Annotated in this window: 17 protein-coding genes; 8 read left to right on the forward strand and 9 right to left on the reverse strand. The window is 74.3% G+C overall.

Features of this window, described 5'->3' with window-relative positions:
- On the reverse strand, positions 1-792 hold a 792-nt coding region (locus CTKZ_RS08090; RefSeq protein ID WP_307720292.1), incomplete at its 3' end, for a biotin/lipoyl-containing protein.
- 30 nt (positions 793-822) lie between these two features.
- Positions 823-2208, reverse strand: a complete 1386-nt coding sequence (gene lpdA / locus CTKZ_RS08095) for a dihydrolipoyl dehydrogenase (protein WP_124342471.1) — start codon at positions 2206-2208, stop codon at positions 823-825.
- Positions 2209-2388: 180 nt separating this feature from the next.
- On the opposite strand from lpdA, the gene CTKZ_RS08100 reads away from it, so the two are divergent.
- Positions 2389-2736 (forward strand): oxidoreductase, encoded by a 348-nt coding sequence (locus CTKZ_RS08100; protein ID WP_124342472.1) that lies wholly within the window; start codon positions 2389-2391, stop codon positions 2734-2736.
- A gap of 33 nt (positions 2737-2769) precedes the next feature.
- On the opposite strand, the gene CTKZ_RS08105 is transcribed toward CTKZ_RS08100, so the two are convergent.
- On the reverse strand, positions 2770-4254 hold the full coding sequence (locus CTKZ_RS08105; RefSeq protein ID WP_124342473.1) for a leucyl aminopeptidase: 1485 nt from the start codon (positions 4252-4254) through the stop codon (positions 2770-2772).
- Positions 4255-4350: 96 nt separating this feature from the next.
- On the opposite strand from CTKZ_RS08105, the gene CTKZ_RS08110 reads away from it, so the two are divergent.
- Genes CTKZ_RS08110 through CTKZ_RS08125 form a run of 4 tightly spaced genes read left to right on the forward strand, consistent with a single transcriptional unit; the run spans position 4351 to position 6452 of the window.
- A complete protein-coding gene (locus CTKZ_RS08110) occupies positions 4351-4710 on the forward strand; it encodes a hypothetical protein (protein WP_124342474.1) in 360 nt (119 codons plus the stop codon).
- Positions 4707-5174, forward strand: coding sequence for a hypothetical protein (locus tag CTKZ_RS08115; RefSeq protein ID WP_124342475.1), 468 nt, complete (start codon positions 4707-4709; stop codon positions 5172-5174). The genes CTKZ_RS08110 and CTKZ_RS08115 overlap by 4 nt, the downstream gene beginning before the upstream one ends.
- A 4-nt stretch (positions 5175-5178) precedes the next feature.
- Entirely contained in the window at positions 5179-6240 is a 1062-nt protein-coding gene (locus CTKZ_RS08120; RefSeq protein ID WP_124342476.1) for a quinone-dependent dihydroorotate dehydrogenase, read from the forward strand.
- A complete protein-coding gene (locus tag CTKZ_RS08125) occupies positions 6240-6452 on the forward strand; it encodes a hypothetical protein (protein WP_124342477.1) in 213 nt (70 codons plus the stop codon). Before CTKZ_RS08120 ends, CTKZ_RS08125 begins: the two co-directional genes overlap by 1 nt.
- A gap of 6 nt (positions 6453-6458) precedes the next feature.
- Here CTKZ_RS08125 and yczR read toward each other — a convergent pair whose 3' ends face one another.
- The gene (gene yczR, locus CTKZ_RS08130; RefSeq protein WP_124342478.1) at positions 6459-7919 is read right to left on the reverse strand and encodes a MocR-like transcription factor YczR; all 1461 of its coding nucleotides are present in this window, start codon (positions 7917-7919) and stop codon (positions 6459-6461) included.
- A gap of 61 nt (positions 7920-7980) precedes the next feature.
- On the opposite strand from yczR, the gene CTKZ_RS22420 reads away from it, so the two are divergent.
- Positions 7981-8172: a hypothetical protein gene (locus CTKZ_RS22420; RefSeq protein WP_124342479.1), complete on the forward strand. Its 192-nt coding sequence runs from the start codon at positions 7981-7983 to the stop codon at positions 8170-8172.
- On the forward strand, positions 8169-8828 hold the full coding sequence (gene yczE / locus CTKZ_RS08140) for a membrane protein YczE (protein ID WP_235843403.1): 660 nt from the start codon (positions 8169-8171) through the stop codon (positions 8826-8828). The genes CTKZ_RS22420 and yczE overlap by 4 nt, the downstream gene beginning before the upstream one ends.
- Before the next feature lie 78 nt (positions 8829-8906).
- Here the strand turns inward: yczE and CTKZ_RS08145 are convergent, their stop codons facing one another.
- Together CTKZ_RS08145 and CTKZ_RS08150 are read right to left on the reverse strand one after the other, a co-directional pair.
- A complete protein-coding gene (locus tag CTKZ_RS08145; RefSeq protein ID WP_124342480.1) occupies positions 8907-9917 on the reverse strand; it encodes an aldo/keto reductase family protein in 1011 nt (336 codons plus the stop codon).
- A 64-nt stretch (positions 9918-9981) separates the two neighbouring features.
- Positions 9982-10581: a DUF3043 domain-containing protein gene (locus CTKZ_RS08150; protein WP_124342481.1), complete on the reverse strand. Its 600-nt coding sequence runs from the start codon at positions 10579-10581 to the stop codon at positions 9982-9984.
- A gap of 32 nt (positions 10582-10613) precedes the next feature.
- Between CTKZ_RS08150 and CTKZ_RS08155 the strand changes: the two genes are divergently transcribed.
- Positions 10614-12017 carry a dipeptidase gene (locus tag CTKZ_RS08155; protein WP_124342482.1) on the forward strand — a complete coding sequence of 468 codons (1404 nt, stop codon included), beginning with the start codon at positions 10614-10616 and terminating at the stop codon, positions 12015-12017.
- A 130-nt stretch (positions 12018-12147) separates the two neighbouring features.
- Here the strand turns inward: CTKZ_RS08155 and CTKZ_RS08160 are convergent, their stop codons facing one another.
- From CTKZ_RS08160 to nadA, 3 genes are read right to left on the reverse strand one after another with little or no spacing between them, the layout of a single operon-like run.
- Entirely contained in the window at positions 12148-12678 is a 531-nt protein-coding gene (locus CTKZ_RS08160; RefSeq protein WP_124342483.1) for an acyl-CoA thioesterase, read from the reverse strand.
- Positions 12679-12731: 53 nt separating this feature from the next.
- Positions 12732-13331 (reverse strand): DJ-1/PfpI family protein, encoded by a 600-nt coding sequence (locus CTKZ_RS08165; RefSeq protein ID WP_124342484.1) that lies wholly within the window; start codon positions 13329-13331, stop codon positions 12732-12734.
- A 6-nt stretch (positions 13332-13337) separates the two neighbouring features.
- Complete coding sequence (gene nadA / locus CTKZ_RS08170; RefSeq protein ID WP_124342485.1) at positions 13338-14537, reverse strand: quinolinate synthase NadA; 1200 nt, start codon at positions 14535-14537, stop codon at positions 13338-13340.
- Positions 14538-14663 lie beyond the last annotated feature (126 nt).

Below are 14663 nucleotides of genomic sequence, written 5' to 3' on the forward strand. Positions count from 1 at the left end.
CTGCTGGGCCGGCGCGGGAGCCGCGGCCGGGACCGGCGCGGGCTGCGCCTGCTCGGCGGGAGCAGACGCGGGAGCCGCCTCGGGGGCGGGCGCGGCGGCGGGAGCCGGAGCGGCCGCGGCACCGGAGCCCACGATCGCCAGGACGGCGCCGACCTCGACGGTCTCGTCCTCCTGGACGCGGATCTCCTGCACCGTGCCGGCGACCGGCGACGGGATCTCGGTGTCGACCTTGTCGGTCGAGATCTCGAGCAGCGGCTCGTCGACCTCGACGCTGTCGCCGACCTGCTTGAGCCAGCGCGTGACGGTGCCCTCGGTGACGGACTCGCCGAGCGCGGGGAGCGTGACCTCCTGGCCATCGCCGCCGCCCTGGCTGCCCGAGGACGGCTCCTGCGCGGCGGGCGCGGGCTGCGCGGGGGCCTCGGCGGGCTCCTCGTGCTCCTCGACGGACTCCTGCACCGGCTGCGCCTCGGCGGCGGGCTGCTCGGCGGGCGCCTGCTGCGCGGGCTCCTCCTGGGCCGGGGCCTCCTCGGCGGGCGCGGACGCACTGCCGCCCTCGCCCGTGCCGATGACGGCCAGCGTCGCGCCGACCTCGACGGTCTCGTCCTCCTGGACGAGGATCTGCTCGAGCACGCCGGCGAACGGCGACGGGATCTCGGTGTCGACCTTGTCGGTCGAGATCTCGAGCAGGGGCTCGTCGACCTCCACGCGGTCGCCCACGTTCTTCAGCCAGCGGGTGACGGTGCCCTCGGTGACGGACTCACCGAGAGCGGGAAGCTGCACGTTGTCGGACATGACCGCTCGTGTCTCCTTCGATCGTGGGGGTCAGTTGTGGGCGTGCAGCGGCTTGCCGGCGAGCGCCAGGTGGGCCTCGCCGAGCGCCTCGTTCTGCGTCGGGTGGGCGTGGATCAGCGAGGCGACGTCCTCGGGGTACGCCTCCCAGTTCACGATGAGCTGGCCCTCGCCGATGAGCTCGCCGACGCGGTCGCCGATCATGTGCACGCCGACGACGGGGCCGTCCTTCTGGCGCACGAGCTTGATGAAGCCCTGGGTGTCGAGGATCTTGCTCTTGCCGTTGCCCGCGAGGTTGTACTCGAGGGTCTCGACGGCGTCCTCGCCGTGGACCTCCTTCGCGGCGGCCTCCGTGAGGCCGACCGAGGCGACCTCGGGGTGCGAGTAGGTGACGCGGGGGATGCCCGACTCGACGATCGGCTGCGGGTTGAGCCCGGCGATCTGCTCGGCGACGAAGATGCCCTGCGCGAAGCCGCGGTGCGCGAGCTGGAGGCCGGGGACGATGTCGCCGACCGCCCAGATGTTGCCGACGCCCGTGTGCAGCTTCTCGTCGGTGATGACGAAGCCCCGGTCGAGCGTGATGCCCTGCTCCTCGTAGCCGACGCCCGACGTGCGGGGACCGCGGCCGACGGCCACGAGCAGGAGGTCCGCGTCGAAGGACTTGCCGTCCTCGAGGGTGACGTGCACGCCGTTGTCGTTCTGGGTCACGCCCTGGAAGCGGACGCCGAGGTTGAACGCGATGCCGCGCTTGCGGAAGGCGCGCTCGAACGCCTTGGAGAGGGCGACGTCCTCGTTGGGGACCAGGTGGGGGAGCGCCTCGATGATCGTGACGTCCGCGCCGAAGGACTTCCAGACGCTCGCGAACTCGGAGCCGATGACGCCGCCGCCGAGGATGATCGCGGACTTCGGCACGAAGTCGAGCGTCAGCGCCTGGTCGGACGTGATGACCCGGCCGCCGATCTCGAGGCCCGGCAGCGAGCGCGCGTAGGAGCCGGTCGCGAGGATGACGTGGTCGCCCGTGTAGGTCGTGTCGCCGACCTGGACGGCGTTCTGGCCGACGAGCTTGCCGTGGCCCTCGACCACGGTGATCTTGCGGGACTTGATGAGCCCCTGCAGGCCCTTGTAGAGGCCGCCGATCACGGTGTCCTTGTACTGGTTCACGCCGCCCATGTCGATGCGGTCGAGCGTGCTGTGCACGCCGAAGTGCGCACCCTCGCGCGCGTTGTCCGCGAGCTCGGCGGCGTGCAGCAGGGCCTTGGTGGGGATGCAGCCGTTGTGCAGGCAGGTCCCGCCCACCTTGTCGGCCTCGATGAGGGCGACGTTCTTGCCCAGCTGGGCGGCGCGCAGAGCCGCGGCGTAGCCACCGCTCCCCGCTCCCAGGACGACGATGTCGAAAGCGGTGCCGTTCGTGTCGGCCACGTGCAGACTCCTATGCGCAGGCGTGTGGGTCTCGAAGCTCGCCGACCATCTTGTCATCCCGTCAAGGTCCGAACGACCTCGGCGACCAGGCGCGGCGTGTGATGCTCGGAACAGTCGTCCCATGACTGCCGCTCGGCGCGGTCCCAGCGAACCCCCAGGGTGCCTCGATACGCTCCCCGGATGGCCTGGTTCTCGCGACGCCGCCACCGCACGCCCGACGCCGTGCCGTCGGACCGCGCCGCGCGCGAGGCGACGCTCGCGCACCTGCGCGAGTTCGTGACGACGCGCGTCGGCGTCGAGGCGTACGTCGAGCCGCCCACGAACGTCACGCAGACGACGATGATGCTGGTCGCGACGGACGGCGAGTGGACGCGTCGGCGCGTCCCGGACCCCAAGGTCGGGTGGGACCTGGCCCGCGAGCTGGGCATCCCCGTGTACGACGTGCAGCGCACCGGCTACCCGCAGCGCGTCCGTGACTGGAACGCGCGGCAGCGGATCGAGCGCGAACGGCGCCGCCGCGCCCTCTGACAGGCACGGCGGCGCCGCTCGGCGTCGGACGGGTCAGGCGGTCGCGCGGCCCTCGACGAGCGCGAGCAGCGTCCGCACGCCGACGCCCGTGCCCCCGACGGGCGTGTAGCCGTGCGCGGCCTTCTCGTTGAACGCGGGTCCCGCGATGTCGAGGTGCGCCCACGGCGTCGCGCCGACGAACTCCTGCAGGAAGATCCCGGCGGTCAGCATGCCGCCGAACCGGTCGCCGATGTTCGCGAGGTCGGCGACCTTCGAGCGCAGCCCGGCCTTGAGGTCGGCCGGCAACGGCATGGGCCAGAACTGCTCGCCCGCGGTCTCGGCGGCCGAGACGACCTCGCCGCGCACGTCGTCGGTGCCCATGACGGCGGACACGCGGTGGCCGAGCGCGACCAGCTGGGCGCCCGTGAGCGTCGCGATGTCGAGCACGACGTCGGGCTTCTCCTCGACCGCCGCGACGAGGCCGTCGGCCATGACGAGCCGCCCCTCGGCGTCGGTGTTGAGGACCTCGACGGTCTTGCCGCCGCGGATCGTGATGACGTCCGACGGCCGCTGCGCGGTGCCCGACGGCATGTTCTCGGCGAGGCACAGCCACCCGGTGACCGCGACGGGCAGACCCAGGCGGGCCGCCGCGATCACGGTGTGCAGCACGGCGGCGGCACCGGCCATGTCGGACTTCATGGCCTCCATGCCGGCGGCGGGCTTGATCGAGATGCCGCCCGAGTCGAACGTGATGCCCTTGCCGACGAGCGCGACGGTGGCCTTCGGGCGCGACGGCGCGTACGCGACGCGGACGAGGCGCGGGCCGCGGGCCGAGCCCTGACCGACGCCCACGAGTCCGCCGTACCCGCCCGACGCGAGCGCCTTCTCGTCGAGGACCGACACCTTGAGGCCCTTGGCGCCCGCTTCCTTGACGGCCGCCTTCGCGGCGTCGGCGAACGCCTCGGGGTACAGGTCGTTGGGCGCGGTGTTCACGAGGTCCCGCGTCGCGTGCACCGCGGCGGCGACGACCTCGGCCCGCGCGACCGCGTCCTTCGCGGCCTTCGAGCGTCCGAGCGACGTGACGATCTGCACGTCGGCGACGGGCGCCTTGCTCGCCGCGTCGGACGCGCGGTAGCGGTGGAACGCGTACGCCCCGAGCAGCGCTCCCTCGACGACGGCGGCGAGCCGCTCCTCGTCCTCGGCGGGCAGCGTGAGCGCGACGGACGCGGTCCCGGCCAGCTCGCGCGTCGCGGCACCCGCCGCACGGCGCAGCGCCTCGGGCGTGAGGGCGTCCGCGGACCCGACGCCGACCAGCACGACGACGGGCGCCTTGGTGCCGATGCCCGGCACGCGGCGCACCTCGTCGGTCGCACCCGTGACGCCGAGCGCGACCGCGTCCCGGGTCAGCGACGTCCGCAGGTCCTTCGGCAACCAGGCGGCACCGAGCAGCGACGGCGCACCGTCGTTCTGGGCGACGCCGACGACGACGGCGTCGACGGTGAGACGGGCGGGGTCAGCGGAGGTGAGGGTGACGGTCACGCGCTCGATCGTAGTTCGTCGCCCTCGCGACGTCGGGGGACCGGCGCGCGGCCGGGCGTCGGGCGCGACGCTGCGTCGCCGGTACGGTGGGGCACCGTGATCGTGCCCCTCGCCCTGCTCGTCGTGGCGGTCTGCGTCGTCCTCGCCGGCTGGGCCGGGTGGTTCGTGGCCCGCGACCGCGCGGTGGTCCTGCGCCAGCTCTGGGGCGCGTCCGTCGTCGAGGGTCTCCTCGTCGTGCAGGCCGTCGTCGCGGGCGTCCTCGCCCTCACCGGGACGCCCGACATCGACGCCGCGCTCTTCTGGGGGTACGTCGTGACGCAGGCGATCGTCCTGCCGCTCGCCGCCGCGTGGGCGTTCGCCGAGCGGACGCGGTGGAGCTCGGTCGTCCTGCTCGTCGCCGCGCTCACGGTCGCGTTCCTGGAGTTCCGTCTGCTGCAGATCTGGGGGTCCGTGTGACCGACCGCACCGCCGCCGCCACCGGCCCGCGCCCGGGTGCCGGCCCGCGACCGACCGGCGCCGGCCCGGGCCGCCTCGTCGTCGCGGTCTACGGCGTACTCGCGCTCGCCGCGACCGCCCGCGGCGTCTACCAGGTCGCGACGAAGCTCGACGAGGCGCCCGTCGCGTACCTCCTGTCGCTCGCCGCGGGCCTCGTGTACGTCGTGGCGACGTTCGCGCTCGCGACCGGCCGGCGCACGCTCGCGTGGGTCACCGTGGGCGTCGAGCTCGTGGGTGTCCTGACCGTCGGCGTGCTGTCGCGGGTCGACGTCGGCGACTTCCCCGACGAGACGGTGTGGTCCGGGTTCGGCCAGGGCTACGGGTACGTGCCGCTCGTCCTGCCGCTGCTGGGCCTGTGGTGGCTGTGGCGCACCGGGCGTCCGGTGGACGGCACCGGTGAGGCCGCCCGCCAGCCCCTAGGGTGATGTCGTGTACCGCCTCCTGTTCGACCTCGTGCTGCGCCGGCTCGACCCGGAGCGCGCGCACGAGCTCGCCTTCCGCCTGATCCGCGTCGTCGCCGCCGTCCCGGTCCTGCGCGACGTGGTGCGCGGGGTGCTCGCGCCGCCGTCGACGGGTGCGGTGCGGGTGTGGGGGCGGACCTTCCCCTCGGCGTTCGGTCTCGCCGCAGGCTTCGACAAGAACGCCGTCGGCGTCCCCGGCATGACGATGCTCGGCTTCGGGTTCGTCGAGGTCGGCACGGTCACCGCGCAGGGGCAGCCCGGCAACGAGCGCCCGCGGCTGTGGCGCGTCCTCGACCAGCGTGCCCTGCGCAACCGCATGGGCTTCAACAACGAGGGGTCGGCCGCGGTCGCGGCGCGGCTGCGCCGGCTGCGCGCGACGCCCGCCGGCCGCCGCTACGTCGTCGGCGTCAACATCGGCAAGACGAAGGTGACGCCCGCCGAGCAGGCGCCCGTCGACTACGCGACCAGCGCCGCGCGGCTCGCGCCGTACGCCGACTACCTCGTCGTCAACGTCTCCTCGCCCAACACGCCGGGCCTGCGCGACCTGCAGGCCGTCGAGTCGCTGCGCCCCATCCTCGAGGCGACGCGCGTCGCGGCCGACGAGGCCACCGCGAAGGCCGGCCGCCGGCCCGTCCCGCTGCTCGTGAAGATCGCCCCCGACCTGTCCGACGACGACGTCGACGCGGTCGCGGAGCTCGTCGCCGAGCTCGGGCTCGACGGCGTCGTCGCCGTCAACACGACCATCGGCCACGACCTCGGCCCCGGCGGCCTGTCCGGGCCGCCCGTGCTCGCCCGTGGCCTCGACGTCGTCGCGCGGTTGCGCGACCGCCTCGGAGACGAGGTGGTCATCGTCGGCGTCGGCGGCGTCACGTCCCCGGCCGACGCGCGCGAGTACCTGGCCGTCGGCGCGACCCTCGTGCAGGGCTACACGGGCCTGATCTACCAGGGACCGGGCTGGGCCGGGCGGATCGGCCGGGCGCTCGCGGCGGACGCGGGCCGGCGCGGCTCGAAGACGGCGACGGCGGCGTGATGGTCGTGCGCCCGCAGTGGGAGTGGCGGTTCGACGGTGCGGACGGCGCGCCGCTCGAGCGGCCCGTGAGCCCGGTCTTCACGACGCAGTTCGACGCCGAGCAGTGGTTGGGCGAGACGTGGCGCGTCCTGTCGTCGCAGGGCGTGCAGGCCGCGCGGCTCGTGCACGAGGGCGTCCAGGCGACGCCGACCCTCTCGATCCCGGCGGCCTGACGACCCTCAGACGACGGCCCGGATCGGTGCGACCGGCTCCCACGTGACCGAGCCCAGGTCGCCCCAGGCGGCCGCGAGCCCCTCGACGCCCCGACGCAGCACGTCGGGCGCCTCCGCGAACGGCACGCGCACGTGGTCCTCGAGGCCGCCGTCCACGCCGAACGCGGGGCCGGGGACCAGCCGGACGCCGTGCCGCAGCGCGGATGCGGCGAGCGCGGACGACACCGGTGCGCCGAGGTCGACCCACAACGACAGCCCGCCGGCCGGGACCGGCACGTCCCAGGTCGGCAGGTGCTCGCGCAGCAGCCCGACGAGCAGGTCCCGACGTTCGCGCAGCACGGCCCGGCGGGCGGCCAGCACGTCGGCGGCGCACGCGAGGAGCTCCGCGACGACGAGCTGCTCGAGCGGCGGCGTGCCGATGTCGACGTGCGCACGTACCGACGCCAGCCGGGACACGAGGTCCGGGTGCGCGCGCACCCAGCCGACACGCAGGCCGCCCCAGAACGACTTCGAGGCCGAGCCGATCGCGACGACCACGTGCGACGCGCTGCCGTCGCCGGGGAAGGACGCGGGCGCGTCGCCGTCGATCGTGAGCTCGGTGAGCACCTCGTCGCCCACGACCGTGGTGCGGTGCCGTCGCGCGACCGCCCGCACGGCCGCGCGCTGGTCGGGGTCGAGGCTGGTGCCGGTCGGGTTGCGGTGGTCGGGGATGAGGTAGACGAGCCGCGGCGCGACCTGGCGGACGGTCGACTCGAGCAGGTCGACGTCGAGGCCGTCGGCGCCGGACGGGACGGGGACGGGCCGGGCACCGGCGGCCCGGACGACGTCGACCGCGTGCGGGTAGGTCGGCTGCTCGACGACGACGCGGTCGCCGGGACCGGCGTGCGCGGCGACGAGCAGGTGGATCGCCTGCTGCGCGCCGGTGGTGACGAGGATCTGGTCGGGCGAGGTCGGCGTGCCGCGCTCGGTGTACCAGCGCGCGACGGCCTCGCGCAGGACGGGCAGGCCGAGCGGCGCGTACCCGCTGCCCGCGAGGTGGCGGGGGAGCGCGTCGAGCGCGGCGAGGTAGGCGCCGTGCAGCGCGGACGGTGCCGAGGGAGCCGCGATGGAGAGGTCCGTGAGCGAGTCGTCGTCGACGCCGCCGAGGACGGGCATCGGCCGGCGTGCGCCCGGACCGGACGGGAGCGTGGTGACGGTGCCGCTGCCGCGCCGGCTCACCAGGTAGCCCTCGTCGCGCAGCAGGCCGTAGGCGGCGGTCGCGGTCGTGCGGGAGACGCCGAGCGCGTCGGCGAGCTCGCGCTCGCCCGGGAGCCGGGTGCTGATCGGGAGCGTGCCGGACAGGATCGCGGCGCGCAGCGCGTCGGCGAGGGCGGTGTAGGCGGGACCGCCCTGCTGCCAGGCGCCGAGCAGGCGTGCGACCCGGGCGCCGGCGACGCGGCGGTCGGTGGGGAGGTCCGAGACCGTCATGGAGCCACTTTCCCACAAGTGGCTATGTTCGACATAGCCACTGGGTCGAGAGGATGAGGCCATGTCGCACGTGCTCGGCCTCACCCTCGTGTGGGGTCTCGTCGGTCTCGGTCTCCTCGCCGGCCTCGTCGTCGCGCTCGCCCGCCTGGTGCGCGGCGACGGACTCGGGCACCGGCCCCCGCCGCCCTGCCGTCCGGACTGGGCCGCGGGGAGCATGCTCGAGGTCCGGTCGAGCGTGCGGACCGGCCTGTGAGCGGCGTGCTGCGCGACCTCGCGCACCGGCCCGTCCGTCGCCTCGTCCAGCTGTTCGCCGGCGTCGTGCTCTACGCGGTGTCGATCGCGCTCGTCGTGCACGCCGGGCAGGGGAGCATGCCGTGGGACGTCCTCACGCAGGGGATCGCCCACCGCACCGGCCTGTCGTTCGGCACGATCACGCTGCTCACGAGCGTCGCGGTGCTGCTGTGCTGGTGGCCGCTGCGCCAGCGGCCCGGGATCGGGACCGTGGCGAACGTCCTCGTCATCGGCCTGCTCGTCGACCCGGTGCTCGCGCTGCTCGACCGCCTGCCCGACCCGTTGCCGCTCGCGGTGGCGATCGCGATGGCGGTGACCGGCATCGTGCTCAACGGCGTCGCGACGGGTCTCTACGTCGGCGCCCGCCTCGGCCCCGGCCCGCGCGACGGGCTCATGACCGGGCTCGTGGCGCGCACCGGGAGGTCCGTCCGGCTCGTCCGCACCAGCATCGAGGTGGCCGTCGTCTCCGTCGGCTGGGTGCTCGGCGGCACCGTCGGCTGGGCCACGCTCGGCTACGCGCTCGGCGTCGGCCCGCTCGCGCAGGTCTTCCTGCGCCTGTTCACCGTCCCGCTCGACGACCCCGCACCCGAGCCGACCGCGGAGCCGGTCCCCGCCTGACGCGACGGTGCCCCGCCCTGCCCGGAGACCGGGGAGGACGGGGCACCGTGCGTGCCGGCTCGCGTCGGCGCAGCGTCGTCAGCGCGACGCGGGCGACGACTTCGCGGTCTCCGCGGGGTCGGTGACGACCGAGTCGCCCAGGACCTCGTCGATCCGGGCCATCAGCTCGGCGGGGATCTCGACGCCGGAGGCCTTGACGTTCTCCGCGACCTGCTCGGGACGCGACGCACCGATGATCGCGGACGCCACGTTCGGGTTCTGCAGCACCCACGCGATCGCGAGCTGCGCCATCGTCAGGCCGAGCTCGTCGGCGACGGGCCGCAGGTCCTGCACGCGGGCGAGCGTGTCCTCCTGCTCGAGGAAGCGCCCGATCATGCGCGCGCCGCCCTTCTCGTCCGTCGCGCGCGACCCCGCGGGGGCCGGCTGACCCGGCTTGTACTTGCCGGTGAGCACGCCCTGCGCGACGGGCGACCAGACGATCTGCGACAGCCCGAGCTCCTGCGACGCCGGGACGACCTCGCCCTCGATGACGCGCCACAGCGCGGAGTACTGCGGCTGGTTGGACACGAGCCGGAAGCCGAGGTCCTGCGCGAGCGCCTGCCCGGCGCGGATCTGGTCCGCGGTCCACTCGCTCACGCCGATGTAGAGCGCCTTGCCCTGACGGACGACGTGCGCGAACGCCTCCATCGTCTCCTCGAGCGGCGTCGCGTGGTCGTAGCGGTGCGCCTGGTACAGGTCGACGTAGTCGGTCTGCAGCCGCTCGAGCGAGCCGTCGATCGACTCGAGGATGTGCTTGCGCGACAGGCCCGAGTCGTTGGCGCCGCGCGGACCCGTCGGCCAGTAGACCTTGGTGAAGATCTCGAGGCTCTGGCGGCGCTCGCCCTTCAGCGCCTCGCCGAGGACCGACTCCGCGACGGTGTTCGCGTAGACGTCGGCGGTGTCGAACGTCGTGATGCCCGCGTCGAGCGCGGCGCGCACGCAGGCCGTCGCGGTGTCGTTCTCGACCTGCGAGCCGTGCGTGAGCCAGTTGCCGTAGGTGATCTCGGTGATCTTGAGGCCGGATCGGCCCAGGTGGCGGTAGTTGACCATGCGATCAACCCTACGTCCGTCACCGGACCCTGCCGCGCGGGCCGGTCGCGGCCGGGTCGACGCGTCAGGCGGGCTTCTGCCCGTGCTTGACCTGCGGCTTCGGCATGCGCGACGGCCGGATCTGGAACGCGCGCAGGACGCCGTACATCGCGGTGCCGCGGACCACGGCCTTCTCGCCGAACTTGGCGATCAGCCGCTTCTTGAGGCCGCGCCACAGCAGCCACCCGTCGACGATCGCGGCGAGCACGTACACGTACAGCGCGACGATCACGTAGAACGCGAACACGGGCGCCGTCTGCGCGAGCGCGAACTGCGCGACGAGCGCGACGGCCGCGACGGGGAGGAACAGCTCGCCGAGGCTCCACCGGGCGTCCACCCAGTCGCGCACGTAGCGACGGACGGGACCGCGGTCCTTGGCCGGCATGAAGCGCTCGTCGCCGGTCTGCATGGCCTTGTACTCGCGGTCGCGCTGCTCGCGCTGCGCCGCCCGGGCGGCCTTCGACGCGGCCTTGCGGTCCTGCGGCACGAGGGGACGCTTGTTGGCGGCCTGCGCCTCCTTGCGCTTGGGCGTGGGGCGTCCCTTGCCGCCGGGGAGGTCGGGGGTCGGAGCCGACTCCACGAGGCCGGGGATCTCGTTCACGGGCTCCTTGCTGCGTCCGAACACCCCCTCAGGGTAGTCGAGTACCGTGGCGATCCGTGACCGACCAGCGCGCTCCCGAGACCCCGACCGACCCCACCGCCCGCCTCGACGAGCTGCGCACGCGCACCGCGTCCGCGTTCGCGGGGATCCGCACGGACCTCGAGGCGCTGGTCCGCATCCCGAGCGTCTCGAACGCCGCGTTCGAGCAGGCCCACGTCCGGTCGAGCGCCGACGCGGTCGCCGACCTGCTGCGCGGTGCCGGGCTCGACGAGGTCGACGTCCTCACCGTCACGACCGCCGACGGCCGCACCGGCGCCCCCGCGGTCGTCGCCCGCCGGCCCGCGCCCGCCGGTGCCCCCACGGTGCTGCTCTACGCGCACCACGACGTGCAGCCACCCGGTGACGCCGCCGCGTGGCAGACCGACCCCTTCGAGCCCACCGAGCGCGACGGGCGGCTGTTCGGCCGCGGTGCCGCGGACGACAAGGCGGGCGTCGTCGCGCACGTCGGCGCGCTGCGCGTGCTCGGCGACGAGCTGGGCGTCGGCGTGACGGTGTTCGTCGAGGGCGAGGAGGAGATCGGCTCGCCGACGTTCGCGGACTTCCTGCACGCGCACCGCGACCGGCTCGCGGCCGACGTCATCGTCGTCGCCGACTCGACCAACTGGTCGGTCGGCGTCCCGGGGCTCACGACGTCGCTGCGCGGGCTCGTCGACTGCACGGTCGAGGTCGAGGTGCTCACGCACGCGGTCCACTCGGGCATGTACGGCGGCCCGGTGCTCGACGCCGTGACGCTCCTCGCGCGGCTCGTGGCGACGCTGCACGACGACGCGGGCGACGTCGCGGTCGCGGGCCTCGTGCACGCGCCCGACCCGGCGGTCGAGCTCGACGAGGAGCAGCTGCGCGCCGACGCGGGCGTGCTGGGCGGTGTGCGCCTCGCGGGCACCGGTCCGATCACCGCGCGCCTGTGGACGCGTCCGGCCATCTCCGTCATCGGGTTCGACGCGCCTGCCGTCGCGACCGCGTCGAACACCATCACGCCGCGCGCGGCCGCGAAGCTGTCGATGCGCATCGCGCCCGGGCAGGACCCCGTCGCGGCGATGGCCGCGCTGCGCGCCCACCTCGAGGAGCACGCGCCGTTCGGGGCGCGCGTCACCGTGACGGACGGGGAGAAGGGGCGGCCGTTCCTCGCGCCCGCCGACACGCCCGGCATGCGCGCCGCGCGTCGGGCGTTCGGCGAGGCGTGGGGCACCGAGCCGGTCGACATCGGCGTCGGCGGGTCGATCCCGTTCATCGCGGACCTGCTCGAGGTCTACCCCGACGCGCAGATCCTCGTCACGGGCGTCGAGGACCCGGACAGCCGCGCGCACGGCGCGAACGAGTCGGTGCACCTCGGCGAGCTCGAGAAGGTCGTCCTGGCCGAGGCGCTGCTGCTCGACCACCTGGCCCGCGGCGCGTCCTGACACGCGACGCCCGTCCGGAGACGCCCTGATCGGGGCGTCACCGGACGGACGGCACCGGGACGGGCCTCAGCAGGTCGCGGCGCCGCGGTGCGAGGGCTGCGGGTGGGGGGACGTCGGGACGGGTGCCGCGTCAGGCGCGGTGGGCCACGTCGACCGCGGCCGCCCAGGCGGCGACGTCGTCGGGCAGCTCGGGTGCCTCGACGTGCTCACCCGCGAGGAGCTCGACCACGTCGGGGGCGGGGATCCGCCGGCCGTCGCGCGCGAGGAACCGCCCCGCGACGACGCCCCGCGCGATGTGCTGGTCACCGCGCGCGAACGACTGCTCGAGGTAGCAGACGCGCTCGTCCCAGCCGAGCACGCGCGTCGTGACGGTGAACCGCTGGCCGAGCGTGAGCGACCGCCGGTACTTGACCGTGGACGCGGCGACGACCGGGTACCAGCCGTGCTCGGCGAGCAGCCGGTATCCGCCGAGGTCGGCGATGAAGTTCGCGCGCGCGACGTCCATCATCTGCAGGTAGACGCCGTTGTTGACGTGCCGGTAGAGGTCCAGGTCGCCCGGGTGCACGCGCATCGTCGTCACCGACGGGGAGAACAGCGTCTGCCCCGGGACCGCGGGTCGGGGGCGGAACGTGGCGAAGGCGAGCTGGAGCGTCCGGGTCACGACGCGATGTTACTCATGAGTAGCAAAGCCGGTCGTCGGGTGCCGGACGCCGGTCACACCGGGGGAGCAGGGTCGTACTGGATGCCCCGCCGGACGCCTCGGGCGGCCTCCACCGAGTCGAGCCGCGCCACCAGGTGGAGCGCCATGTCGATGCCCGCCGACACGCCCGCCGACGTCACGACGTCGCCGTCGTCGACGAACCGCGCCTCGGTGTCCGGCAGGACGCTCGGGTCGATCGCCGCGAGCTCGTCGAACGCCGCCCAGTGCGTCGTCGCCGGCCGCCCGGCCAGCAGCCCGGCGGCCGCGAGCACCAGCGCACCGGTGCACACGCTCGTGACCAGCGGGGTCGTCGCCCGGACGCCGCGCAGCCACTCGAGGTGCTCGGAGTCGGCCGCGAGCGGGCGCGTCCCCGCACCGCCCGGGTACACGAGCACGTGCAGCGGGCCGACCTCCTCGGCAGAGGTGTCGGGCACCAGGCCCAGGCCCTTCGCGCAGCGCACGCCCGCACCGTCGGCCGAGAACGTCACGACCTCGGGGTGCAGGGGCGAGTGGGCCGCCCACGACGACAGCACGTCGAACGGCCCCACGACGTCGAGCTCCTCGGCTCCGTCGAAGACGAAGATGCCGATCCGCAGGTGGTGGCCGGTGTTCACGGGAGCTCAGTAGCCCGGCAGCGCCAGCATCTGGTCGAGCGCCACCCGCGCCCAGTGCGCGTCGTCCGCGTCGACCACGATCCGGTTCGGCACGCGGCCCGCGGCGAGCGACTCCATCGCCCACACCAGGTGCGGGAGGTCGATGCGGTTCATCGTCGAGCAGAAGCACACCGTCGAGTCGAGGTAGTGGACCTGCTTGTCCGGGTGCGCGTTCGCCAGGCGGCGGACCAGGTTGAGCTCGGTGCCGACCGCCCACGACGTTCCCGGCTCGGCCGCGTCGAGCGCCTTGATGATGTACTCCGTCGAGCCCACCATGTCCGCCGCGGTGACGACCTCGTGCTTGCACTCGGGGTGCACGAGCACCGTGACGTCCGGGACGGCCGCACGGATGTCCGTGACGTTGCGCGCCGAGAAGCGGCCGTGCACCGAGCAGTGCCCGCGCCACAGGATCATGCGCGCGTCCTTGAGCTGCTGCGCCGTCAGGCCGCCGTTCGGCTTGCGCGGGTCGAACACGACGCAGTCGTCGAGCGACAGGCCGAGCTGCAGCACCGCGGTGTTCCGGCCGAGGTGCTGGTCCGGCATGAACAGCACCTTGCCGGTGCCGTCGAGCCCGCCGACCTTGTCGAACGCCCAGCGCAGCGCGACGTGCGCGTTCGACGACGTGCACACCGTGCCGCCGTGGCGCCCCGTGAACGCCTTGATGGCCGCCGTCGAGTTCATGTACGTGACCGGGACGGTGTCCTCGGCGACACCCGCGTCGACGAGCACGTCCCACGCGTCCTCGACCTGGTCGATCGCCGCCATGTCCGCCATCGAGCAGCCCGCCGCGAGGTCCGGGAGCACGACCTGCTGGCTGTTCGACGTGAGGATGTCCGCGGACTCGGCCATGAAGTGCACGCCGCAGAAGATGACGAACTCCGCGTCGGGGCGGGCCGCGGCCTCGCGCGCGAGCTTGAAGGAGTCGCCCGTCACGTCGGCGAACGCGATGACCTCGTCGCGCTGGTAGTGGTGGCCGAGCACGAACGCGCGGTCACCGAGCGCGGCACGCGCGGCGCGCGCCCGCTCGACGAGGTCCGGGTCGCTCGGCGCCGGCAGGTCCCCGACGCACTCGACCCCGCGCTCCGAGGCGAGGTCGACGCCGCGGCCCAGCAGCAGCAGGGCCGAGGGTGCGGGCTCCGTGAAGGCGGCGGAGGTCGTCAGCGTCACGGGACCGATCCTCGCACACGGGCGTGCGCGCGAGCCCGGGACGTCCGACCGGTCGAACCGCACCCGGGCACCCCGGTCGGTGCGCGGGCCGCCGTGCCGGGCGACGGCCCCCGTCGTGCCGCGCGA

The sequence above is a fragment of the Cellulomonas algicola genome (assembly GCF_003851725.1).
Taxonomy (GTDB): Bacteria; Actinomycetota; Actinomycetes; order Actinomycetales; family Cellulomonadaceae; genus Cellulomonas; species Cellulomonas algicola.